Source organism: Bradyrhizobium sp. USDA3010 (assembly GCF_056429065.1).
In genome coordinates, this window is sequence record NZ_JBWJZD010000041.1 from 1 (window position 1) to 23,767 (window position 23,767).

22 protein-coding genes are annotated in these 23,767 nt (G+C 65.5%); 16 read left to right on the plus strand and 6 right to left on the minus strand.

The features are described from left to right. Nucleotides 1–216: 216 nt before the first annotated feature. From AC066Y_RS36925 to AC066Y_RS36940, 4 genes are all read left to right on the plus strand, one after another. Nucleotides 217–1,053: an ABC transporter permease gene (locus AC066Y_RS36925; RefSeq protein WP_478278187.1), complete on the plus strand. Its 837-nt coding sequence runs from the start codon at nt 217–219 to the stop codon at nt 1,051–1,053. Next, nucleotides 1,053–1,838 carry an ABC transporter ATP-binding protein gene (locus AC066Y_RS36930; protein WP_478278148.1) on the plus strand — a complete coding sequence of 262 codons (786 nt, stop codon included), beginning with the start codon at nt 1,053–1,055 and terminating at the stop codon, nt 1,836–1,838. Before AC066Y_RS36925 ends, AC066Y_RS36930 begins: the two co-directional genes overlap by 1 nt. Before the next feature lie 56 nt (nt 1,839–1,894). Further along, the gene (locus tag AC066Y_RS36935) at nt 1,895–2,404 is read left to right on the plus strand and encodes an OsmC family protein (protein ID WP_092120317.1); all 510 of its coding nucleotides are present in this window, start codon (nt 1,895–1,897) and stop codon (nt 2,402–2,404) included. A gap of 158 nt (nt 2,405–2,562) precedes the next feature. Next, nucleotides 2,563–3,363 carry a hypothetical protein gene (locus AC066Y_RS36940; RefSeq protein WP_478278149.1) on the plus strand — a complete coding sequence of 267 codons (801 nt, stop codon included), beginning with the start codon at nt 2,563–2,565 and terminating at the stop codon, nt 3,361–3,363. Nucleotides 3,364–3,491: 128 nt separating this feature from the next. Here the strand turns inward: AC066Y_RS36940 and mutS are convergent, their stop codons facing one another. Beyond that, nucleotides 3,492–6,221: a DNA mismatch repair protein MutS gene (gene mutS / locus AC066Y_RS36945; protein WP_478278188.1), complete on the minus strand. Its 2,730-nt coding sequence runs from the start codon at nt 6,219–6,221 to the stop codon at nt 3,492–3,494. Between the two features lie 213 nt (nt 6,222–6,434). Between mutS and pcaF the strand changes: the two genes are divergently transcribed. The 7 genes from pcaF (at nt 6,435) to AC066Y_RS36980 (ending at nt 12,055) form a co-directional block, all read left to right on the plus strand. Continuing rightward, nucleotides 6,435–7,643, plus strand: coding sequence for a 3-oxoadipyl-CoA thiolase (pcaF, locus tag AC066Y_RS36950; protein ID WP_478278150.1), 1,209 nt, complete (start codon nt 6,435–6,437; stop codon nt 7,641–7,643). Between the two features lie 105 nt (nt 7,644–7,748). Continuing rightward, nucleotides 7,749–8,450, plus strand: a complete 702-nt coding sequence (pcaH, locus tag AC066Y_RS36955; protein ID WP_478278151.1) for a protocatechuate 3,4-dioxygenase subunit beta — start codon at nt 7,749–7,751, stop codon at nt 8,448–8,450. Further along, nucleotides 8,451–9,053, plus strand: a complete 603-nt coding sequence (gene pcaG, locus AC066Y_RS36960; protein ID WP_478278152.1) for a protocatechuate 3,4-dioxygenase subunit alpha — start codon at nt 8,451–8,453, stop codon at nt 9,051–9,053. A 145-nt stretch (nt 9,054–9,198) separates the two neighbouring features. Then, a complete protein-coding gene (locus AC066Y_RS36965) occupies nt 9,199–9,522 on the plus strand; it encodes an ArsR/SmtB family transcription factor (RefSeq protein WP_478278153.1) in 324 nt (107 codons plus the stop codon). Nucleotides 9,523–9,532: 10 nt separating this feature from the next. Next, nucleotides 9,533–9,997: an SRPBCC domain-containing protein gene (locus AC066Y_RS36970; RefSeq protein WP_478278154.1), complete on the plus strand. Its 465-nt coding sequence runs from the start codon at nt 9,533–9,535 to the stop codon at nt 9,995–9,997. Between the two features lie 21 nt (nt 9,998–10,018). Then, nucleotides 10,019–10,870: a shikimate dehydrogenase gene (locus AC066Y_RS36975; protein WP_478278155.1), complete on the plus strand. Its 852-nt coding sequence runs from the start codon at nt 10,019–10,021 to the stop codon at nt 10,868–10,870. A gap of 15 nt (nt 10,871–10,885) precedes the next feature. Then, a complete protein-coding gene (locus tag AC066Y_RS36980) occupies nt 10,886–12,055 on the plus strand; it encodes a Gfo/Idh/MocA family protein (protein ID WP_478278156.1) in 1,170 nt (389 codons plus the stop codon). 199 nt (nt 12,056–12,254) lie between these two features. Here the strand turns inward: AC066Y_RS36980 and AC066Y_RS36985 are convergent, their stop codons facing one another. The 4 genes from AC066Y_RS36985 to AC066Y_RS37000 form a co-directional block, all read right to left on the minus strand. After that, entirely contained in the window at nt 12,255–13,565 is a 1,311-nt protein-coding gene (locus tag AC066Y_RS36985) for an ABC transporter substrate-binding protein (RefSeq protein ID WP_478278157.1), read from the minus strand. Nucleotides 13,566–13,871: 306 nt separating this feature from the next. Further along, nucleotides 13,872–15,428, minus strand: a complete 1,557-nt coding sequence (locus AC066Y_RS36990; protein ID WP_478278158.1) for an MDR family MFS transporter — start codon at nt 15,426–15,428, stop codon at nt 13,872–13,874. Nucleotides 15,429–15,619: 191 nt separating this feature from the next. Beyond that, nucleotides 15,620–16,792 carry an HlyD family secretion protein gene (locus AC066Y_RS36995; RefSeq protein ID WP_478278159.1) on the minus strand — a complete coding sequence of 391 codons (1,173 nt, stop codon included), beginning with the start codon at nt 16,790–16,792 and terminating at the stop codon, nt 15,620–15,622. After that, complete coding sequence (locus AC066Y_RS37000; RefSeq protein ID WP_478278160.1) at nt 16,785–17,267, minus strand: MarR family winged helix-turn-helix transcriptional regulator; 483 nt, start codon at nt 17,265–17,267, stop codon at nt 16,785–16,787. The genes AC066Y_RS36995 and AC066Y_RS37000 overlap by 8 nt, the downstream gene beginning before the upstream one ends. A 200-nt stretch (nt 17,268–17,467) precedes the next feature. Here AC066Y_RS37000 and AC066Y_RS37005 point away from each other — a divergent pair, with 200 nt between their 5' ends. Continuing rightward, the gene (locus tag AC066Y_RS37005; protein ID WP_092120279.1) at nt 17,468–17,956 is read left to right on the plus strand and encodes a Fur family transcriptional regulator; all 489 of its coding nucleotides are present in this window, start codon (nt 17,468–17,470) and stop codon (nt 17,954–17,956) included. A gap of 316 nt (nt 17,957–18,272) precedes the next feature. Further along, nucleotides 18,273–19,148 carry a DMT family transporter gene (locus tag AC066Y_RS37010; protein WP_478278189.1) on the plus strand — a complete coding sequence of 292 codons (876 nt, stop codon included), beginning with the start codon at nt 18,273–18,275 and terminating at the stop codon, nt 19,146–19,148. A gap of 275 nt (nt 19,149–19,423) precedes the next feature. Here the strand turns inward: AC066Y_RS37010 and AC066Y_RS37015 are convergent, their stop codons facing one another. Next, entirely contained in the window at nt 19,424–20,299 is an 876-nt protein-coding gene (locus AC066Y_RS37015; protein ID WP_478278161.1) for a sulfurtransferase, read from the minus strand. Nucleotides 20,300–20,618: 319 nt separating this feature from the next. Between AC066Y_RS37015 and ispG the strand changes: the two genes are divergently transcribed. The 3 genes from ispG to AC066Y_RS37030 all read left to right on the plus strand — a co-directional run bounded on the left by ispG (nt 20,619) and on the right by AC066Y_RS37030 (nt 23,765). Beyond that, nucleotides 20,619–21,908 (plus strand): flavodoxin-dependent (E)-4-hydroxy-3-methylbut-2-enyl-diphosphate synthase, encoded by a 1,290-nt coding sequence (gene ispG / locus AC066Y_RS37020; protein WP_478278162.1) that lies wholly within the window; start codon nt 20,619–20,621, stop codon nt 21,906–21,908. A 288-nt stretch (nt 21,909–22,196) separates the two neighbouring features. After that, nucleotides 22,197–23,090 carry a TauD/TfdA dioxygenase family protein gene (locus AC066Y_RS37025; RefSeq protein WP_478278163.1) on the plus strand — a complete coding sequence of 298 codons (894 nt, stop codon included), beginning with the start codon at nt 22,197–22,199 and terminating at the stop codon, nt 23,088–23,090. A gap of 141 nt (nt 23,091–23,231) precedes the next feature. Further along, nucleotides 23,232–23,765 (plus strand): hypothetical protein, encoded by a 534-nt coding sequence (locus AC066Y_RS37030; RefSeq protein WP_478278164.1) that lies wholly within the window; start codon nt 23,232–23,234, stop codon nt 23,763–23,765. Nucleotides 23,766–23,767 lie beyond the last annotated feature (2 nt).

The window sequence follows — 23,767 nt, forward strand, 5'->3', positions numbered from 1 at the left end:
CGCGAAAAACCATCTTGGCCAGCGGTCCGACAAGCCGCATCAATAGGCCGGACATATGGATGCAAGCGATCCGATCAAACCTCACAAAGCTCTTGTGCCACGGGGGCCGTCCACATATGGGTCCCGGGTCGCGCTTCGCTTGCCCGGGACGAGGGGGATGGAGTTAGGCGAACCCCACCTTGCAATCCCGCCGGAAGAATAGTTCTTGCTATGGCCATGACCGTTGACCTGCCCGCGCTGGAACAGACGGCCGCGCCGCGTGCGGCGTCGGCGCGGTCGTCGCGTTATGCGCGCCCCGTGCTCGGGCTCGTGCTGCCGGCCGCGCTCACGCTAGGCTGGGAGTTGGTTGTCCATCTCGGCTATTCCAACGGCCGCCACGTGCCGCCGCCGTCGAAGGTGTTCGAGACCATCGTGGCGCTCGCCGGAAGCGGCGAGCTGTCGCGCCATATCCTTGCCACGCTATGGCGCGTCGGCGCCGGTTTTGCGCTCGGCGTTGTCGCCGGCACCGTCATGGGTGCGATCTCCGGCTATTGGGGGCTGGCGCGGCGGTTGCTTGACCCGACCGTTCAGGCGTTGCGTGCGATCCCCTCGATCGCCTGGGTGCCGCTGTTCATCCTTTGGCTCGGCATCTTCGAGACCTCGAAGGTCGCGCTGATCGCGGTCGGCGTGTTCTTTCCGATCTATCTCGGCGTGATGGGCGCGATCCTGTCAGTCGATCGCAAGGTGGTCGAGGTCGGCCGCGTGTTCCGGCTCTCCGGCTTTGCGATGATCCGCCGCATCCTGTTGCCGGCGGTGCTGCCGGCCTATGTGGTGTCGCTCCGAGTCGGCCTTGGCTTGGGCTGGATGTTCGTGGTCGCCGCCGAATTCATGGGCGCCTCCGAAGGGCTCGGTTATCTCCTGATCGACGGCCAGCAGCTCGGCAAGCCGGCGCAGATCCTCGCCGCGATCGTGATCTTCGCGATCCTCGGCAAGCTCACCGACTGGCTGATCGAGGTCGCCACGACGCCGCTGCTGCGCTGGCAGGATGCGTTCGGCGCGCGGGGAGGGCAGTGATGCTGGCACTGAAGAATGTCGGCAAGACTTATCCGAACGGCGTCCATGCGCTGGAACGCTTCTCGGCCGAGGTCCAGCCCGGCGAGATCATCGCGATCATCGGCGGCTCCGGTTGCGGCAAGTCGACGCTGCTGCGCGCCATCGCCGGCCTCGATCGCGCAAGCATCGGCAGCGTGATACTCGACAATGCGGTCATCACGTCGCCGCACGCCAAGATCGGCATCATCTTCCAGGAGCCGCGGCTGCTGCCCTGGCTCAGCGTCGCCGACAATATCGGCTTCGGTCTCGCCGACCTCCCGGCTGATGTGAGGTGCCAACGGGTCGCCGCGGCGCTGGCCCGCGTCGGCCTCGCCGACAAGGCTGCGGCCTGGCCGCGCGAGCTCTCCGGCGGGCAGGCGCAGCGGGTCGCGATTGCCCGCGCTCTGGTGCCGCAGCCTGAAGTGCTGCTGCTCGACGAGCCGTTCTCGGCACTCGATGCCTTCACGCGGCGCGATTTGCAGGACCATCTGCTCGATCTCTGGGCCGACACACGGCCGACCCTGATCCTGGTCACCCACGACGTCGATGAGGCCGTGGTGCTGGCCGACCGCGTGCTGGTGATACGGCCGCGGCCGGGCCGGCTCTTCGAGGAGATCACCATCAATCTGGCGCGGCCGCGTGACCGCAAATCGGAGCTGTTCGATACCTTCAAGCGCCGCGTGCTGACCGCGCTCGACCGCTCGCTGGACCGTTCGGTGCGTGACGTCACGGACAAATCCAGCGCCGGCGAGGCGATGTGGTGGTGACATCGGCTCATTAAGGCCTTACATCGGCATAAAGAAGAACAGCCGGGAGCAGAACCATGGACTCCGCCGAACTCCGCGCAATGCAGGCTCCGATCAAGGAGCGCTACAAGTCCGATCCCCAGGCCGCCGTGATCACGCTGAAGGCCAAGGGCACGATCGACAGCGAAAGCCTCTCCTGCAAGGTCGAAACCGGCCGCGCGCTCGCGGTCGCCGGCCTGCATCCCGCCACCGGCGGCTCGGGGCTTGAGCTCTGCTCCGGCGATATGCTGCTGGAGGCGCTGGTCGCCTGCGCCGGCGTCACGCTGAAGTCGGTCGCGACCGCGGTCGAGGTGCCGCTGAAGGTCGGCAACGTGTTCGCCGAGGGCGATCTCGATTTCCGCGGCACGCTCGGCGTCGACAAGGAAGCCCCGGTCGGCTTCCGCGAGATCCGGCTCCGCTTCGACGTCGGCACCGACGCGCCGCAGGACAAGCTCGATCTGCTGCTGAAGCTCACCGAGCGTTATTGCGTGGTCTATCAGACCATCAAGAACGGCCCGAAAGTGTCGGTGACGATGCAGCGGGTGTAGCCGCTTTCACCGGTGTCGTCCCGGCCTAGTGCGCAATTGCGCACGGGAGCCGGGACCCATACGCCGTGTCATCTCGATTCAAGCTCCGCTGCCCGACGACTTCGCTCCACACGAATAGTCGTGGTTATGGATCCCGGCCTTCGCCGGGATGGCGCAGAATGTCCCCCGAACTCCACTTCGTCCTGCTCCTCGTGCTGCGCATGGCGGTTGCCGCCGCCTTCGTGGTCAGCGCGTCCATCATCACAGAACGTTCGGGGCCGGTGATCGGCGCGCTGATCGCCACCCTGCCGATCTCGGCCGGGCCGTCCTACACCTTTCTCGCGCTCGACCATGACGCGGCCTTCATCGCCGAGGGCGCGCTGTCGAGCCTGCCCGTCAATGCGGCGACGATCTTTATGGGCCTCACCTATGCCGTGCTGGCGCAGCGCTGCAGCATGTGGATCAGTGCGGGTTCCGCGATCGCGTTGTGGCTCGTGCTCGGCACCATCATCCGTCAGTTCGCGTGGACACTCGCCGGCGGGCTGATCCTCAATGCGATTGCGTTTGCGATCTGCATTCCGCTGCTCAGGCCTTATCGGCACGTCGCGAAAATGCCGCTGATCGCGCGGCGTTGGTACGACATTCCGCTGCGCGCCGCGCTGGTCGCGAGCCTGGTCGGTACGGTCGTCACCGCGTCGACCTGGGTCGGTCCGCGCGTCACCGGCGTGATCGCGCTGTTCCCGATTGTGTTCTCTTCGATGATGCTGATCCTGCATCCGCGGATCGGCGGCCCCGCGACCGCCGCCGTGCTCGCCAACAGCGCCTGGGGCCTGCTCGGCTTCGGTCTCGGCATCGCCGTGCTGCACGTCGCGGTGCTACAATTCGGCTCGCCAATTGGCCTCTGCTGCGCGCTCGTCACCTGTATCGTCTGGAACCTGGCGCTGTGGCAGATCGGGCGGCGGAATGCCGCGAAGGCGTAGAAACGTAGGGTGGGTTAGCCGAAGGCGTAACCCACCATATCTTGCGCAAGAATCGGTGGGTTACGCTTCGCTAACCCACCCTACGAATTCGTAGCCCGGATGGAGCGCAGCGCATCCGGGCTACGCAATTATTGCTTCGGCAGTTTCGCCCGCAACGCATACAGCGCATCCAGCGCCTCGCGCGGTGACATTTCGTCGGGATGCAGTGCCTTCACCGCCTCGACCAGCAAATCCGCCTCGCTCGGCGGCTTGTCCTCGCTTGCGGCGCGGGAGGGCACGGCGAACAGCGGCAGGTCGTCCGCCAGCGCGCGCGCGGTCTGGCCGCGATCCTGGGCTTCGAGTTTTGCCAGCACCGATTTGGCGCGCGTGATCACGGCGGGCGGCAGGCCGGCGAGTTTTGCGACCTGGATACCATAAGAACGGTCGGCGGAGCCCGGCAGCACCTCGTGCAGGAACACGACGTCGCCCTGCCATTCCTTGACCCGTACCGTGGCGTTGAACATCCGCGGCAGCTTGGCCGAGAGCGCGGTCAGCTCGTGATAGTGGGTGGCAAAGAGCGTGCGGCAGCGGTTGCTCTCGTGCAGATGCTCGATCGCGGCCCAGGCGATCGACAGGCCGTCGAAGGTCGCCGTGCCGCGGCCGATCTCGTCGAGGATGACCAGCGAGCGCTCGCTCGCCTGGTTGAGGATCACGGCGGTCTCGACCATCTCGACCATGAAGGTCGAGCGGCCGCGCGCCAGGTCGTCGGCGGCGCCGACGCGCGAGAACAACCGGTCGACGATGCCGAGCCGCGCGCGCGACGCCGGTACGTAAGAGCCGATCTGCGCCAAGAGCGCGATCAGCGCGTTCTGGCGCAGGAAGGTCGACTTACCGGCCATGTTCGGGCCGGTGATCAGCCAGAGCTGGCCGGACTTCTGTCCCGGCGCCGGCGACAGGTCGCAGGCATTGGCGATGAACGGCTGGCCGTCGCGTTTCAGCGCCTGCTCGACCACCGGATGGCGGCCGCCCTCGATCGCAAAGCCGAGCGAGCCGTCGACGTCGGGCCGCACGTAATTGTCGTCGATCGCAAGCTTCGCCAGCGAAGTCGCGACGTCGAGGATCGCAAAGGCATGCGCGGCGTTGCGCAGATCGTCGCTGGCGGCGAGCGCCAGCGCGCTCAGCCGCTCGAAGATCTCGAGCTCGAGATTGAGCGCGCGCTCGCCGGCGTTGGCGATCTTGGCCTCGGTCTCGCCGAGCTCGGAGGTGGTGAAACGAACCTGACCGGCCAGCGTCTGGCGATGGATGAAGGTCGCGTTCAGCGGCGGCGCGAACAGCTTGTCGCCATGCTGCGCGGTGACCTCGACGAAATAGCCCAGCACATTGTTGTGCCGGATCTTCAGCGTCTTGATGCCGGTGTCCTCGGCATAGCGTGCCTGCATCGCGGCGACGACGAGGCGCGAGGCGTCGCGGAGATTGCGGCTCTCGTCGAGCGCGGCTTCATAGCCTTCGCGGACGAAGCCGCCGTCGCGCTTGATCAGCGGAAGCTGTTCGGAAAGCGCGCGCGAAAATTCCCGCGCCAGGTCGCGCGAGGGACGTTGCAGCGACGCCATCACGGTCGAAACCTCGGCCGGCGGGTCATTGAGTTGCGCGAGCAGCTCCAGCGCCTGGTCGGCGGCAAGGATGCCGTCGCGCAGGCTGGCGAGGTCGCGCGGGCCGCCACGGCCGACCGAGAGCCGCGCCAGTGCGCGCGACATGTCGGGCGCCGCGCGCAGCACGGTTCTGATGTCCTCGCGCGCGGCGGAATCCGCGACGAAGGCCGAGACCGCGTCGAGCCGCCGCGCGATCACGGCAACATCGGTGAGCGGCGCGGCAAGGCGCTGCGCGAGGAGGCGCGAGCCGGCTGCGGTGACGGTGCAGTCGATCGCATCGAGCAGCGAGCCGCGGCGTTCGCCGGCCAGCGTCCGCGTCAGTTCGAGGTTGGCGCGGGTCGCCGGGTCGATCGCCATCGTGGTGCCGGCGGCCTCGTGCGCCGGCGGCGACAGCGGCGGACGTTTGCCGACCTGGGTGCGGTCGATATAGGTGACGGCCGCGGCCGCGGCGGTCGCCTCCAGCCGCGACATCGCGGACAGGCCGTCCATGGTCGCGACCGCGAAATAGTCGCACAGCCGCCGCTCGGCGGTGGCGCTGTCGAACACGTCGCGGGTCAGCGGCGTCACCGACGGCAGCTCGCGCAAGGTCGGCGCGAGTTCATTGTCGCTATAGAGCGCGTCGGTGACGATCGCCTCGTTCGGATTGATCCGCGCCAGCGTCGCCGCAAGCTCCGCGGTCGAACACTCGGTCACCATGAATTCCGAGGTCGAGATGTCGATCCAGGCGAGGCCGAGACGATCCGCGCCGGCCGAGCCACGGGCGCGCGCGATCGCGATCAGGTAATTGTTGGTGCGGGCGTCGAGCAGCGTGTCTTCGGTCAGCGTGCCCGGCGTCACCAGCCGCACCACGCCGCGGCGGACCACGCTCTTGTTGCCGCGGGCTTTTGCCTCCGCCGGATTTTCGGTCTGCTCGCACACCGCGACGCGGTGGCCGGCGCCGATCAGGCGATGCAGGTAATCCTCGGAGCGTTCGACCGGCACGCCGCACATCGGGATGTCCATGCCCTGATGCTTGCCGCGCTTGGTCAGCACGATGCCGAGCGTCTTCGAGGCGATCTCGGCGTCCTCGAAGAACAGCTCGTAGAAATCGCCCATCCGGTAGAACAGCAGCAGGCCGGGGTGGGCCGCCTTGATCTCCAGATACTGTTCCATCATCGGCGTGACGCGCGACGGCGCCTCGGCGGCGGGAGCGGGCTCGGGCGGAACGGGGATGGGCTGCTGAATGGTCATGAGGGAGCGGAAACTACAGAATTTCGCCATGCGGTCCTATCCGCGAAGGCGGAGTTTTCCACCCTGTCCACGGTGCCAATTATGTCAGCCCTCACGGTAACGCGTGCAGGGCGCGCAGTGCCGTCAATTGACCTGTCGCGGGCACGCTCCTAAAACTCACCCCAAGTTCCAGCCGATCCAGCGCCTAAGTCGCGGCATTCAGGGAGAGATTCAATGCGTGATGTCTATATTTGCGATGCCGTCCGGACTCCGATCGGCCGTTTCGGCGGTTCGCTCGCCAAGGTGCGCGCCGACGATCTCGCGGCGGCCCCGATCAAGGCGCTGATGGCCAAGCATCCGACGCTGGACTGGAATCAGGTCGACGAGGTCTTTTTCGGCTGCGCCAACCAGGCCGGCGAGGACAACCGCAATGTCGCGCGCATGGCGCTGCTGCTTGCCGGCATGCCGGAATCGGTTCCCGGCCAGACCCTGAACCGGCTTTGCGCCTCCGGTCTCGATGCGGTCGGTGCCGCGGGCCGCGCCATCCGCGCCGGCGAGATCGATTTCGCGATCGCGGGCGGCGTCGAATCGATGACGCGCGCGCCGTTCGTGATGGGCAAGGCCGCGGAAGCCTTCTCGCGCTCGTCCGAGATCTACGACACCACGATCGGCTGGCGCTTCATCAACCCGCTGATGAAGGCGCAGTACGGCGTCGATGCGATGCCGGAGACCGGCGAGAACGTCGCCGAGGAATTCCAGGTCTCGCGCGCCGATCAGGACGCGATGGCGATCCGCTCGCAGCAGCGCGCCGGCGCGGCGATCGCGTCGGGCTATTTCGCCGAGGAGATCGTGCCGATCCAGGTGCCCGGCGGCAAGGCCGGCCCGATCACGGTCGACAAGGACGAGCATCCGCGGCCGGAGACCACGCTCGAAGCTCTCGCCAAGCTGAAGCCGATCGTGCGCAATCCGGGCACGGTGACCGCGGGCAACGCGTCGGGCGTCAATGACGGTGCCGCCGCGATGATCCTCGCCTCCGAGGCTGCGGTGAAGAAGCACGGCCTGACCCCGCGCGCAAAGATCCTCGGCCTCGCCTCGGCCGCGGTGCCGCCGCGCATCATGGGCATCGGCCCGGTGCCGGCGACGAAGAAGCTGGTCGAGCGGCTCGGCATCAAGGTGTCGGACTTCGACCTGATCGAGCTCAACGAGGCCTTCGCCTCGCAGGGCATCGCCTGCCTGCGCCAGCTCGGCGTCAAGGAAGACGCCGATTTCGTCAATCCGCATGGCGGCGCGATCGCGCTCGGTCACCCGCTTGGCATGAGCGGCGCGCGGCTGGTTTTGACCGCGGTGCACGGCATGGAAAAGCGGGGCGGGAAGCTTGCCTTGGCAACTATGTGCGTCGGCGTCGGCCAAGGCGTCGCGGTCGCGATCGAAAAGCTGAACTAGTCCAATGGCTTGGAAGGGCTGAAAACAGCCCTTCCCCAATTTTGTTATGCATTATAATGATCTGATGTGAGCTCACCGGGCGCGTGGGCCGCGGAGGAATTCGCCATGACCCTGTTGTATCCGCTGCAATCGCTTGCGGCCCATCCGGCGCGGCTGTCGCCGGACTATCGCTCCACCGTGAAGCGCTCGCCGCAGAAGCCGCTGATCCCGATGCGGCACACGCTCTCGGAGCTGACCGGGCCGGTCTATGGCCACGAGACGGTGCGCGCGCACGACAACGATCTCACCATCCAGGCCAAGGGCGAGCCGCTCGGCGAGCGCATCATCGTGCACGGTCATGTGCGCGACGAGGACGGCCGCGGCGTGCCCAACACGCTGGTCGAGCTGTGGCAGGCCAATGCCTGCGGCCGCTACATCCATGTCGTCGACCAGCATCCGGCGCCGCTCGATCCGAATTTCACCGGCGCCGGCCGCACGCAATCCGATGCCGCCGGCTATTACAAGTTCGTCACCATCAAGCCCGGCGCCTATCCCTGGGGCAATCACCACAATGCGTGGCGGCCCGCGCATATCCACTTCTCGGTGTTCGGGCATTCCTTCATTTCGCGGCTGGTGACGCAGATGTACTTCCCCGGCGATCCGCTGTTCCCGTTCGATCCGATCTTCAACTCGGTGACGGATGAGAAGGCGCGGGCGCGGATGATCTCGTCGTTCGATCTCGAGAACACCCAACCGGAATGGGCGCTGTGCTATCGCTTCGATATCGTGCTGCGCGGCCGCAACGCCACGCCGATGGAGACCAGGTAAGTGTCGAACCCGCGTCCTGATGGAATCACGCCCTCGCAGACCGTCGGCCCCTACTTCAAGTATGGCCTGACGCCGAACGGCGAGTACGAATGGAACGACGCCTTCACCAACAACCTGCTGACGCCTGACGTCTCGGGCGAACGGATTCGCGTCGAGGGCACCGTCTATGACGGCGACGGCGCGGTGATCCCGGATTGCATGCTGGAGATCTGGCAGGCCGACAGCCAGGGCCGCTTCTCCGACCCGCAGGATGCGCGTGCGCTGCCGAACTCCTCCTTCAAGGGTTTTGGCCGCTGTGGCACCGACAAGAGCGGTGGCTATGCCTTCGACACCATCAAGCCGGGCCTGGTGCCTGACGCCGACGGCAAGCCGCAGGCGCCGCACATCGTGCTCGCGGTGTTCGCGCGCGGCATGCTGCTGCATCTCTACACCCGGATCTATTTCGACGACGAAGCCGGCAACGCCGGCGATCCCGTGCTCGCATTGGTGCCGGCCGATCGCCGCGCCACGCTAATTGCGAAGCGCAAGGCCGGCGCGGGCAACACCTACGTGTTCGACGTCCATCTGCAGGGCGACAACGAGACGGTGTTCTTCGACGTCTAGCCGCTGACCGCGCACCGCGGCGCGCAAATCCAGCATTGAAGGGACGACCCAAATCCGCTGCGCGCCCTCGCCGCAGCGGATTTCGCTTGACTATGCATAATCATTTATATAGCAAGTTAGTTATATAACTGAGATGAGATTGAGCATGCCCAACCTCGACGCCGCCTTCTCCGCGCTCGCCGACCCGACCCGCCGGGCGATCCTCGCGCGTCTCGCCCTCGGCGAGGCGACGGTGATGGAGCTGGTCGAGCCGTTCGAGCTGACCCAGCCCGCGATCTCCCGCCACCTCAAGGTGCTCGAGGGCGCGGGCCTGATCGTGCGGCGCGCTGAGGGCACCAAGCGGCCGTGCCGGCTGGCGCCGACGGCGGTCGCCGAGATCGATCAATGGCTCGGCATGCTCAGGCGGGCGCTGGAAACCAACTACGACCGGCTGGACGGAGTGCTGGCCGCCATGAAGCCTGAGAAGTGAAGGGTATCCCATGAGCAAGTTGACGCTGAAGACCGAAGGCGACCGCTATATCGTTGTCACCAGGCGCTTCGTCGCTCCTCCGGAAGCGGTGTATCGCGCGCATACCGAGCCGGAGCTGCTGCAGAAGTGGCTGCTCGGCCCGGAAGGCTGGGCCATGCCGGTCTGCATCAGCGAGCTCAGGCCCGGCGGCAAGATCCGTTACGAATGGACCGACGGCAGGGGCGGCGGCTTTCATCTGACCGGCGAGTATGTCGTGCTCGAACCGTTCAGCCGCATCGTGCATGTCGAGCGCATGCATCTGCCGGACCCGACGCCGGACAATCATGTCGAGACGCGGTTTGCGCCCGACGGCAGCGGCACCGTGATGACGATGCGGATGACCTTGCCGGATGCCGAGACGCGCGCGGCGATGCTCGCGACCGGCATGGAGCACGGCATGGAAGACAGCTATGCTCGGCTCGACCGCATCAGCTGAGCACTGCCAACGTGGGGGACAATGCGCGACCGTTTCCTGACCGGTCTGATCGGGTATCCGATCGCGCATTCGGCGGCGCCGGCGATGCACGAGCAGGCGGCCGCCGCGTTCGGCGTTCACTGTCACTACCAGCTCATCGAGGTGAAGGGCGCCGGGCGCGACGATCTGCGTGCGATGTTGGAGGGCGTCAGGCGGCTCGGCTTTGCCGGCGTCAACGTCACCTTTCCCTACAAGGAGGCGGTCGTCGATCTGCTCGATGACCTCGCACCCGATGCGCGCGCGATCGGCGCGGTCAACACCATCGTCGCCAGTGGCGCCCGGCTGATCGGACACAACACCGATGCGACGGGGTTTGCGCGTGCGATCGAACCGCTGCTTGCGTCAGCGCCGCGCGGCCCGATCGCGCTGATCGGTGCCGGCGGCGTCGGCAAGGCGATCGCCTTCGCGCTCGCCGGCCTCGGCGTCGCCGGGATCAGGATCTTCGACGCCGATGCCGCCAATGCCGCGCAGCTTGCGGCCCAGCTGCGGGATCACCACGCGGTCCACGCCAGCAGCGTCGCGATCGCGGTGGACGGCGCCGTGGGCTTGGTCAATGCAACGCCGGTCGGGATGCTGCCGAGCCGCGAGACGCCGGTGCCGGATGCGCTGCTGCATCGCTCGATGTGGGTTGCCGACGCGGTCTACACGCCGCTCTGGACGCCGCTGCTGACAGCGGCCAAAGCCAAGGGCGCAAGCGTCCTGACCGGACGGGACCTCGCGATCAACGCCTCGGCCGATGCATTCAAGCTGTTCACGGGACTGGCGCCGTCGCATGCGGCGATGGGAAATGCGTTCGACGCCGTGATGGCTGCACGCTACTCTCCGCCCGCTTGAAGGGCGGAGACATCAATGACAAAAATCAGAATCGGCCTGGCCGGCTGCGGCTTCGTGTCGGAGCTGCACATGGTTGCGTATCGGCGGGTCTATGGCGTCGATGTCGAGGTGAGGGCGGTCGCGGCGCGCGGCGATCACGTGGTCGAGTTCGCGCGCAAGCACGAAATCCCGAACGCCTATCGCAGCTTCGCCGAACTGGTCGCCGACCGTGATATCGACGTCATCGACATCTGCACGCCGCCCAACCTCCATGCCGCGATGATCGTCGACGCCATGCAGGCCGGCAAGCACGTGATCTGCGAGAAGCCGTTCAGCGGCTATTTCGGCCGCGATGGCGACAAGGCGCCGATCGGCAAGCACGTCCCGAAGGCGCTGATGTACCAGCGCGTGATGGAGGAGATGCAGCAGACCCGCGCCGCGATCGAGCGCAGCGGAAATCTGTTCATGTACGCCGAGGACTGGATCTACGCACCGGCGGTGACCAAGACAGCCGAGATCATCCGCGCGACAGGCGACAAGATCCTGTTCATGAAGGGCGAGGAGAGCCATTCCGGCTCGCATGCGGCGCATGCCGCAGAGTGGGCGATGACCGGCGGCGGCTCGCTGATCCGGATGGGCTGCCATCCGCTGTCGGCCGTGCTCTATCTCAAGCAGGTCGAGGCACGCGCGCGCGGCGAGGCGATACACGTTGCCAGCGTCACCTGCGATGTCGGCAATGTCACCGCCGGTCTCAGGCCCGAGGAGCGCACCTACATCAAGGCCAATCCGGTCGACGTCGAGGATTGGGGCACGCTGACCGCGACCTTCTCCGACGGCACCAAGGCCACGGTGTTTTCCGGCGACATGATCATGGGCGGCGTGCGCAATCTGATCGAGACCTACACCTCGGGCGGCTCGCTGTTCGCCAACATCACGCCGAACACGCATCTCGTGAGCTACCAGACCTCCGAGGAGAAGCTTGCCTCCGTCTACATCACCGAGAAGGTCGATCGCAAAACCGGCTGGCAATATGTCTGCCTCGAGGAGGAATGGACCCGCGGCTACCTGCAGGAGATCCAGGATTTCATGGAGTGCGTCGCAACCGGCCGCGCGCCGCTCGCCGGCCTTGCGCTGGCGTATGAGACGACGAAGGTGAATTACGCCGGCTATTGGGCCGCGGATGAGGGCAAGCGGGTGGTGCTGTAGGTGCGCGCGAAAAGCAGCATGATTGCTCTCGTCTCATGTGTGCATATGCCAGCCCCGTCATCCTGAGGTGCGAGCGGAGCGAGCCTCGAAGGATGAATCGGCCAGAGTGGGGCCGCGCATCCTTCGAGGCTCGCCGAAGAGGCTCGCACCTCAGGATGACGGGGCTGGTTCCCAACTCGCCCCAACAAACGCGCGAACGCTACGCCCCGTACACCGAGCCCTTCGGCAGCGGGAATACCGGATCCTGCGTCCTGATGTTGGTCGGCCACACCACGGTGATGCGCTCGCCGGCGTTCTGCATCACGACTGGCGTCGACCGCTCGTTCTGGCCGGACATCGGCGTGCCCGGGGGATAGAATTTCACGCCATAGCCCTGGATGGTGCCGCCGGGCGGGATGTCGACATCGAGCGCCGCCTTGCGGATCGCCTCGGGATCGAAGCCGCCATATTTCTCCTTGGCGACCGGCAGCACATTGTTGAGCAACACCCAGGTCTGGTTGAAGCCCATCGAGCAGTGCGGCGGCACTTCGGTGGCGCTGGTCTTCTCGCGGTAGCGCGCGACCATCACCTTGGTGAGATCGCCGACCCCCGGCGCCAGCTTGGCGGGATCGAGCAACTGCGCCGGAACGGGGTCGATGTTGCAGAAATTGTCGATGTCGGCGCCGAATGTCGTGCGCAGCTTGTCGAGCTGACTGTAGCCGGCGCCGGCACCGAACAGCATCTTGAATTTCAGTCCGCTCTCGCGCGCCTGGCGCAGGAACAGCGTGATATCGGGGTTGTAGCCGGCATGCGAGATGATGTCGGCCTTGGCGCGCTTCAATTTGGTCACCAGCACCGAGAGATCGGGCGCGGAGGCCGAATAACCCTCCTTGAGCACGACCTGCAGCCCGGCCTCCTTCGCGAACATCTCGTCGGCGGCGGCAACGCCGACGCCGTAGGGACCGTCCTCATGGATCAGCGCGACCTTGACGTCCTTCGGCTCAATGCCGAGCCTGGCCTTGGCGTGCTCGGCGAGGAAGCCGCCGAAGGCCTGGCCGTATTGGTCGGAATGGATCTGCGCGCGGAACACGTATTGCAGGTTCTTGTCCTTGAACACGGCGGTCGAGACCGCGGTCGTGATCCAGAGGATCCGCTTCTGCTGCTCGACCTTGGCGGCGAGCGGCACCGCGTGCGAGCTCGCGAACACGCCGTTGAGGATGTCGACCTTCTCCTGGTCGATCAGGCGATTGGCCTCGTTGATCGCGACATCAGGCTTGCTCTGGGAATCGACATTGACCGGGGCGATCTTGTACTTACCACCGATGCCGCCCTTCTCATTGACGAGATCGATCGCGATCTGCGTGCCGATCGAGGAGGCGACCGAGCCGCCGGCGGCAAACGGGCCGGTCAGGTCGTAGATCACGCCGATCCGGACCGTTTCGGCCTGCGCCTGCGCGCGTGTCCAATCGAAGCTGAAAGCAGCGGCGGCAGCCGCTGAAGTCTTCAGCAGCGTCCTGCGTGAAGTCGGCATCGCGTCCTCCCTGAAGCCGTCATTCGCGACGGGTATTTGTTTTTCGCGGAGTATTGGGAGGAGGCCCCGGAAAGTCAACGCGGTTGCGGCTGCGGTTCTTCACTCGTTGGTAGGGGTTCGCCACCAATCCCGTCATCCCCGCGCAAAGGCTTCGCCTTTGTCGCTGGAGGCGCGAGCTCTTGCGAGCCTCGAAGGATGCACGGCCCCGCTGGTGGCCGTCGATCCTTCGAGACGCGCGCAAGAGCGCGCTCCTCAGGATGACGGTTGGATAGTTTGCTCCGGGGCTCGGAGAGAACAGGCCGCAACCTACTCCATCACCGCGGCATGATCCGGCGGCGCCGACTGCGCGCGCAGCGTGGCCTTGGTCGAGCCGATCATCAGTGCGAGCGGGATCGAGACCAGGATGAACAGCATCACCAGCTGGTAGTCGTGCGAGAATGCGATGATCTGCGACTGCGCCGCCACCATCCTGTCGGCCATCGCGCGGCCGGCATCGGTGTTGAGGTTGATCATGCCGGATACGTCGGGCATCTGCAGCGCGTGGTTGAACGGATTGATCTGCTCCGACAGCTTTGCGTAGATCCGCCGCCCGCCTTCCGTCAGCTGCGCGATCACGATCGAGATGCCGATCGAGCTTGCGACGTTGCGGAACAGCGTCAGCATCGAGGTGCCGTCGGTACGCAGCTGGTTGGGCAGCGTCAGGAACGCCACCGTCGACAGCGGCACGAACACGAGGCCGAAGCCAAAGCCCTGGATCACGCTGACGACGATGATCTCGCTCGCCTGCGTCATGTCGGTCCAGCCGGTCATCTGGAACAGCGACGCCGCGGTCAGTGCCAGGCCGGAGATGATCAGCGTGCGCGCCTCGATGTAGCGCATCAGGCGGCCGACCAGCATCATCGCGACGAAGGTACCGGCGCCGCGGGTCGCCAGCAACAGGCCGGCGGTGATGATCGGATAGCCGACCACGTTCTGCAGATACGGCGAGGACAGCGCCATGGTCGAATACAGCACGAGGCCCATCACCGTCATGAACACGACGCCGCCGAGGAAATTGCGGTCCTTGAAGATCGCGAACTGGATGAACGGTTTGTCGGTGGTCAGCGAATGGGCGAAGAAGAAGTAGGCGCCGACCGCCGCCACAATGAACTCGATCATGATCTCGTTGGATTCCAGCCAGCCGAGCTGCTCGCCGCGGTCGAGCGCGAGTTGCAGCGCGCCGATCGCGACCGCGAGCGCGCCGAAGCCGAACCAGTCGAAGCGCAGGTTGAGGTCCTGCCTGGTCTCGTCCATGAACACCGCGAGGCCGAGCACGGTGAAGGCGCCGAACGGCAGATTTACGAAGAACACCCAGTGCCACGAATAGGTCTCGGTCAGCCAGGCACCGAGCGAGGGGCCCATGATCGGACCCATCATCACGCCCATGCCCCAGATCGACATCGCCTTGGCGCGCTCATGCAGCGCGTAGGAATCCAGCATCACCGCCTGCGACAGCGGCACCAGCGCCGCGCCGAACACGCCCTGCAACAGGCGGAACAGCACCATCTGGTTGATGTCCTGGGCCAGACCGCAGAACACCGAGGCGACGGTGAAGCCGGCCGAGCAGATGATGAAGATGCGCTTGCGGCCGAAGCGGTTGGCGATCCAGCCCACCGGCGCGGTCATGATCGCGGCCGCGACGATGTAGGAGGTCAGCACCCAGTTGATCTGGTCCTGCGAGGCCGACAGCGAGCCCTGCATATAGGGCAGCGCGACGTTGGCGATCGTGGTGTCGAGCGCCTGCATGATCGTCGCGGTCATCGCGCAGATCGTCACCATGTTCCGGCGCAGGCCGGGCACGGCGGATGGTGACGGTGCATTCATTCAGGTCGGTCTCGCTTTGTCGAATGTGTCGGGGGTCACCTCTCCCGCTTGCGGGGGAGGTCGGCGCGTAGCGCCGGGTGGGGGCTCTCTCCGCAAGGTGACTCGTGGAGAGAGCCCCCACCCCAGCCCTCCCCCGCAAGCGGGAGAGGGAGCGCACTGTCTCTGCGGTCGATTATCGACCGCATTTCATCCTACTCGTGGTCCGGGTGCGCGGAGGCTGAGCGCAGTCCGAGCAGGCCGGCCAGCGTGCGGCGGTGATTGGTGTCGATCGTCGCGTAGACGCTCATGCCGGCCTTCAGCTTCTTCACGAACGGATCGTTCTCGTCGAAGTAGATCCGCACCGGCACCCGCTGCACCACCTTGACGAAGTTGCCGGTGGCGTTCTGTGGCGGCAGGATCGCGAACTGCGCGCCGGTGCCGGGCGACAGCGAGCCGATCTTGCCCTTGAATTCGTGGTTCGGGAACGCATCGACGTCGAGCGTCACCGGCTGGCCGACCGCGACATAGGTGAAGTCGCTTTCCTTCGGATTGGCGTCGACCCAAGGATGGTCGACGTCGATCACCGAGAACACCGGCGCGCCCGCGGCGACGAAGCGGCCGAGCTGGATCTGGTCGACCTGGGTCGCCACGCCGTCCATCGGCGCGCGCAGCACGGTGTGATCGAGATTGCGCTGGGCGTCGTCGAGCTTGGCCTTGGCCTGGGCGTAGGGCGGGAATCGCTCGATCGGCAAATCGACATCGCCGAGCAATTGCGTCTTGGCGTTGGAGATCTGCTGCCTGATGTATTGCGCCAGGCTCTCGGCCGTGACCTGCGCGTTGGCGGCGTTGTCGAGGTCGAGCTGCGAGCCGAAATTCTGCTTGGCGAGCGTCGATTTGCGATCGACGTCCTTCTTCTTCAGTTCGATGCTCTGCTGGGCGAATTCCAGCATCCTGGTGTTGATCTTGATGTTGTCGACCAGATTGTCATAGGTGGTCTTGGTCTGGTCGAGCGCCGCCTTGGCCTGGTCGACCGCGAGGCGGAACGGCACCGGATCGATCTCGAACAGCTCGTCGCCCTTCCTGACGTGCTGGCCTTCCTTCACGACGATCTTGTCGATCTTGCCGGAGATTTCCGGCGTGATCAGCACCTTCTGCGCGCCGACATAGGCGTCGTCGGTGCCGACATAGCGGCCGCCATTGAGATAGAACACGCCGCCGCCGATCACCGCGACGATCGGCAGCACGACGAGCAGCAGCACCCGGCGATAGCGCCGCAGGCCCGCCATCAGGCGCCGGCGCGGCGCGCGGCTCGCCTTGCCCGACGGCGCTGATACGCCCGGATTGCTCTTCTGTTCAGGGGCCAGCTTGAGGACGGGTTCAGCCATAGCGTTGTTCCTTTCGGGAGGGCTCGCCGGCTGGGTTTTGGATGGCATTGCGAACGTTTTCCTTGATCGATTCCAATTGAGTGAGCAGGCGATGCGCGTCGGCAGGGCTGATGCCCTCGAGCGCGGTCGCGGTGATTTCGGAGCGCAGGCCGGCCAGCTTCCCGAGCAGCGGGCGCGCGGCCTTTTTCAGATAGAGGCGGTTGACGCGGCGGTCGTTCTCGTCGCTGCGGCGCTCGATCCAGTCATTGTCGCAGAGCTTGTCGATCAGCCGCGTCAGGGTGATCGGCTGCATCTCGAGCAACTCGGCGAGCTCGGTCTGTTTCAGCCCCTCCTGGCGTTCCACCTTCGACAGCACGGCCCATTGCGCACGGGTGATGCCGTAGCGCGCGGCCTCCTTGTCGGCGTAGACGCGGATCAGCCGGAACAATTCGCCGAGCGTAAACATGAAGTTCGCGTCCACGGAACTGCGCATCAATGCTGTCTCCATAAGCTTGCAATATAATAAGCTTGCTTATGAATTCTGCATGCCAGGTTAACGGGAGGCTGCCCCGCATGGTGCACATGGCTGCAAGGCGGTGAGGGACTGGCTTAGGTACCGGCCTTGGGTATTGGGCTTCGGTACCGGGCTTGGGCCGGGCTATGGGAACGGGAGCAGAAATGCTACATATCCGGGCAATGAGCCTGGCCAAGCCGACATTTCCTGCCCCCGACCACGATCACGGCCGCTGCGCCGCGGACGCGATGGCGCATGCCGAGCAGGTCTGTGCGCGCCGCGGCCAGAAATTCACCCCGATCCGGCGCCAGGTGCTGCAGGCGCTGCTGTCGAGCCATCGCCCGCTCGGCGCCTATGAGGTGATCGACGAACTGGCCAAGACGATGCCGCGGCCGGCACCGATTACCGTTTATCGCGCGCTCGACTTCCTGATGGAGAACGGCCTCGTTCACCGCATCGAGAGCCGCAACGCCTTCCTCGCCTGCGCGCACGACCACGACGAGACCTCGATGGTGGCGTTCCTGATCTGCGACCATTGCGGCTCGGTCGGCGAAATTCCCGCCGCCCCCGTCGCGCAAAGCCTGACCGCCGCGGCGCGGGCCTCGGGCTTCATCCCGAAGCTCTCCGTGGTCGAGATCGCCGGCACCTGCGCGCATTGCCAGAAGGCGTGATGCGCGGATGGTTCTGGCTCATCGGCGCAGCTTCAGAGTTACCTCGCCCCGCTTGCGGCGAGAGGTCGAAATTCGCGTGAGCGAATTTCGGGTGAGGGGGGCTTTCCACGCGCTCGCCTCCATCGAATTTGCGGAGACAGCCCCTCACCCCGACCCTCTCCCCGCAAGAGCGGGGCGAGGGAGGGCAACCAGTCGATAGCAACAACAACGGCAGCAAGCCGGCCCGCGAGGAAACATGTCGACCCAAGCGATCACAGCCCACGTCACGAGGCCCGTCAGCGTCGGCCACGGGTTGCCGCCCGGCGCCATCGCATTGATGCTGATGCTGTGCGTGAGCTGGGGTTTCAACCAGCTGGCGGTGAAGCTCGCGCTGCCTGATGTGCCGCCGATGTTGCAGGCGCTGATCCGCTCCTCAGGCGCGCTGCCGGTCATGCTGATCGTCGGCCGCCTGCGCGGCGTCAAATTCTTCGAGCGCGACGGCACGCTGCTGCCGGGCGTAATCGCCGGGCTGATGTTCGGCTGCGAGTTCGTGCTGATCTTCACCGGGCTCGTCTTCACCTCGGCCTCGCGCGCCTCGGTCTTCCTCTACACCGCGCCGTTCTTCGTCGCGCTCGGCTCGCATCAATTCCTTGGCGAGCGTCTCTCGACCGTGCAGTGGAGCGGATTGGCGTTAAGTTTTGCCGGCGTCGCGCTCGCGATCGGCGTGCCGCAGCCGAATGTCGATGCCAAGGTGCTGCTCGGCGACCTCATGGTGGTCGGCGGCGGCGCGCTGTGGGCGGCGACCACGCTGGTCGCCAAGGGCACGCAGTTGCGCAAGGCCGCGCCGGAAAAGGCGCTCGGCTACCAGGTCGCGATCTCGATTCCGATTCTCGGGTTCGCCGCCTGGATCGCCGGCGAGCGGATCGAGCACGTGCCGAGCGCGCTGTCGATCTCGCTGCTCGCCTATCAGGCGGTCTGGGTGGTGGGCTGCACTTTTGTCATTTGGTTTGCGATGGTGAAGACCTATTCGGCCAGCAAGCTCTCGGCCTTCACCTTTGTCACGCCGCTGTTCGGCGTGGTCGCCGCCTATTTCATCATGCACGACACGCTGACCCCTGTGTTCGGCGTCGCGGCGCTGCTTGTGATCGCGGGACTTTATCTCGTCAACAAGCCCGACCCGAAGGTGACACCGGATCCGAACGTGCCGGCGTGATCTCCCTATCATTCCGGGGCGCTCTCTCCATGCGTCATTCCGGTGCTCGCCGTAGGCGAGAGTCCGAAATCCATTGAGCCGCATCATTCGTGGAGAATGGATTCCGGGGCTCGTGCTTCGCGCGCCCCGGAATGACGAGTTAGAGAGCGCGCGCCCTCGCAACAAATAACCCGACGAGCAAAAGCGCGGGTGTGTGATTCACAGGGGCGCCAAACATTCAGCGTCGTCCTGGCGAAAGCCAGGACGACGAAGGAGGAGGCTTCACGCCCCATCCACTACCCCACTTCGATCGGCAAAGACTCATCCTTTGCCCATTCGCCCATCGACCCGTCATAGAGCGTGAGATTGTCGTAGCCGAGCCGATGCAGCTGGAACAGGTCGATGGTCGCGGAGATGCCGCCGCCGCAATAGGCGACGACGCGCTTGTCCCTGGTGATGCCTTGCGCGGCGAAGGTTGCCTCCGCCTCCGAAAGCGGCACGAACGTCTTGCTCTTGGGATCGATCAGGGTTGCCGCCGGCACGCTGACGCTGCCGGGGATGCGGCCGGGCCTGCCGTAACGGCTCGGCTCCAGCCCCTTATAGAATTGCGGGCCGAGCGCATTGACGATCACGGTGTCGCGCTCCGTGGTCGCGGCGAGCACGTCGCGCTTGCCGACGAACATGCCGCCCTTCGGCCGCGCCGAGAACGTCGCCTGCGGATAGCCGCCGGCAAGCCCGGTCTCGATGTCGCGTCCCTCGGCGGTCCATTTGTCGATGCCGCCGTCGAGCACTGCGGCGCCGTCAAAGCCCAGCGAATGCAGCATCCACCAGAACCGCGTCGCCCACATCGCCGTGCCGATCGAATAGAGCACCACGCGGCTGCCGGCCGAAATGCCGTGCCGGCCGAACGCGGCCTCGAACTGGGCCGTCGGCGGCATCATGAAGCGCAGCTCGGTGCGGGGGTCGGAGAACTCGGCCTGTAAATCGAGAAAATTCGCGCCCGGGATGTGGCCGGCCTCGAACGTCTGGCGGCCCGAGACGACAATATAGGGAACGCCGCTGCCGGCCGGGGCCGGCTCCAGATAGGTCGTGCAGTCGAACAGGCGTAGCTCCGGTCGGGTCAGGATGTCGGCAAGTTCCGCCGTGGTGATCAGCTCGCTATGGCCGGCCATGTCGCGCCCTCCCGGAATGATCTTAAGGGGATGCTAGAGCATGATCCGAAAAAGTGGGTACCGGTTTTTCGGAAAGATCATGTTCAAACCGGAAGGAGTCCGCCAGGTCACATGAAAAGCTGTCACTTTGCCCTTTGATTCACCCCAATTCGGCCCAATATAGCCAGAGCATGCAGGACGCCGCTGCATGGCTTGCGTTTGGCCTCAATCGGCGCCATAAGCTGTTGAATTCACTCCGAAACATCACCGTTTGGCCCGCCGCGCGCGAGGCCCATCGTCCCCTTGGTGAATGTCACCAAAACCTGATATTCGAGACGCCATGAACAAGCCCGAGATTTTGCCGCAAGACGACGTCGCCGGTCCCGCGCCGCGGCACCACACCACGCAGGTCATGGTCGGCAACGTCGCCGTCGGCGGCGGCGCGCCGATCGTCGTGCAGTCGATGACCAACACCGACACCGCCGATATCGAGGGCACCATCGCCCAGGTCGCCGCGCTCTCTCGCGCCGGCTCCGAGATGGTGCGCATTACCGTCGACCGCGAGGAAGCCGCTGCGGCCGTGCCGCACATCCGTGACGGCCTCCGCAAGCTCGGCATCACCACGCCCCTGATCGGCGACTTCCACTATATCGGCCACAAGCTGCTCGCCGAGTATCCGGCCTGCGCCGAGGCGCTCGACAAGTACCGCATCAATCCCGGCAATGTCGGCTTCAAGAACAAGCGCGACACCCAGTTCGCCGACATCATCGAGATCGCCAACAAGAACAACAAGCCGGTGCGCATTGGCGCCAATTGGGGCTCGCTCGACCAGGAGCTGCTCACCAAGCTGATGGACGAGAACACGGCGTCGGCCAATCCGCGCGATGCCCGCGCGGTGACCCGCGAGGCGATGGTGCAGTCGGCGTTGCTGTCGGCCGCCCGCGCCCAAGAGCTCGGCATGCCCAAGAACAGGATCATCCTGTCGGCGAAGGTCTCCGCCGTGCAGGATCTGATCGCGGTCTATCAGGAAGTCGTGCGCCGCTCGGATTACGCGATCCATCTCGGCCTCACCGAGGCCGGCATGGGCTCGAAGGGCATCGTCGCCTCCTCGGCCGCGCTCGGCATTCTCCTGCAGCAGGGCATCGGCGACACCATCCGCATCTCGCTGACGCCGGAGCCCGGCGGTGACCGCACGCTGGAAGTGCAGGTCGCGCAGGAATTGCTGCAGACCATGGGCTTCCGCACCTTCGTGCCGCTGGTTGCGGCCTGCCCGGGCTGCGGCCGCACCACCTCGACCACGTTCCAAGAGCTGGCGCGCTCGATCCAGGATTTCATCCGCGACGAGATGCCGGCCTGGAAGACCAAATATCCGGGCGTCGAGCAGCTCAACGTCGCGGTGATGGGCTGCATCGTCAACGGCCCCGGCGAATCCAAGCACGCCAATATCGGCATCTCGCTGCCCGGCACCGGCGAGGCGCCGGCCGCGCCTGTCTTCGTCGACGGCAAGAAGTTCCGCACCCTGCGCGGTCCGGGCATCGCCGCGGACTTCAAGGCGCTGGTGATCGACTATATCGACCAGCGTTACGGCAGCGGCGCCAAGCTGCCGGAGCCGGCGGGCGCCGCGGAGTAATTTCACTCCGCGCGTAACCCATACTCAACCGTCGTCCCGGCGAAGGCCGGGACCCATAACCACAAGACGTGGTTATGGCACGAGATGTGAGTTACCAGTCTTCGCAAAACCCGATCCTGTGGTTATGGATCCCGGATCTGCGCTCCGCTTCGCGGAGCCTGTCATCGGGCGGCGCTCCGCGCCGACCCGTTGGCTTGTCCGGGACAACGGGTATGCTTGCTGCGCGGATTGCGCTTCGCTCCATCCGGGCTACGATGCTCCCAATCAAGAACCATCGGGAGAACGCCCATGAGCTCGCTGTCCGGCAAGCAGGGTCCGCGCTACCGCCACCTCGCCGACCAATCCGAGCCCTATGAGACCATCGGCGTCGAGAAGCTGACGCCGATCATCGGTGCGGAAATCTCCGGCGTCGATATTGCGAAGCTGGTTGGCGACGATGCGCGCTCCAACCGGCAGATGGACGAGATCCATCGCGCGCTCGCCGAAAATCTCGTCATCTTCTTCCGCGATCAGCACATCAGCCCCGAGCAGCACCTCGCCTTCGGCCGCAAGTTCGGCGAGCTGCACGTGCACCCGGCCGCGCCCAACGAGGGCGATCCGGCGCTGATGAAGATCTATGCCGACAAGGATTCTCCGCGCGCCAACGGCGAGGGCTGGCACACCGACGTGTCCTGCGACCTCGAGCCGCCGATGGGCTCGATCCTCTACATCAAGCAGTGCCCGCCGCGCGGCGGCGACACGCTGTTCGCCAACATGTACGCCGCCTATGAGGCGCTGTCGGACCGCATGAAGGCCTATCTCGACGGGCTGACCGCGCTGCATGACGGCGAGCAGACCTATCGTGGGCTCTACGCCAATTACGGCGTCGCCGACAAACGGGAATATCCCCGCGCCGAGCATCCGGTGGTCCGTACCCACCCGGTGACCGGCAAGAAATCCCTCTACGTCAATCGCGGCTTCACCCGCTTCATTGTCGGCATCCCGCGCGACGAGAGCGATGCCATGCTGGCCTATCTCTACCAGCATGCGGAGAACCCGCTGTTCCAGTGCCGCTTCCGCTGGACCGAGAACGCGATCGCGTTCTGGGACAATCGCTGCGCCCAGCACCGGGCGATGTGGGACTACTGGCCGCACACCCGCTCCGGTACCCGCGTGACGGTGAAGGGCGAGCGGCCGGTGTGAGGACGGCGCTGGCTCTGCGCTGTCGCGCCGGCCGCGGCTGAGCTCGATGCTTCAATCTGCCCAAAGCGATGCGGTTAACAGGGGTAATCCTTGCGGGTCATAGTATCCGTGAGCCGGTGAGCCCTATGATGCCCGATCATAATGGGCGATATCACCATGCGGCAGGTGATACTGGACGCGCGCAGACATGAGAGCATCGTCATCCGCGTCGACGGGAACTCAGCTTGTGAAAGTGCCGGCTCGCGCGTCAGATCGGATCGAGCGCCATTTGCTCCGAGGATGATACGCCGGGCGGCTCTGCTATGGTTCGCAGCAACCCTCGCCGTGACGTGTCTTTCGGATGTGCCCGGTTCCGGCGGCGGCGCGCACGCGCAGTCCAACGGCATCGCCGGCAATTCCCTGCACCTGGCACAAGCAAAGACGAGCGCTGCGGTTAACGCTGCTGCAGCCAAACAAGCGCCAAGCGCGGACGCGCTCGCCCGCGAACGCGCGATGGCACGGCGAGATATTGAATTGCTGCAGCTCTCGACCTGGGGAACGCATGGAACGCGCGGCGATGCGACCAAGGCCCGCGATCTCTACGCGAAGGCTGAGGCCGAGTGGAATCAAGGAGGCAAAGGCGCGATTCGAGGCGCTGCGTTCGCTGCCTTTATAGAGCAAGAACGAACGCGCTGACG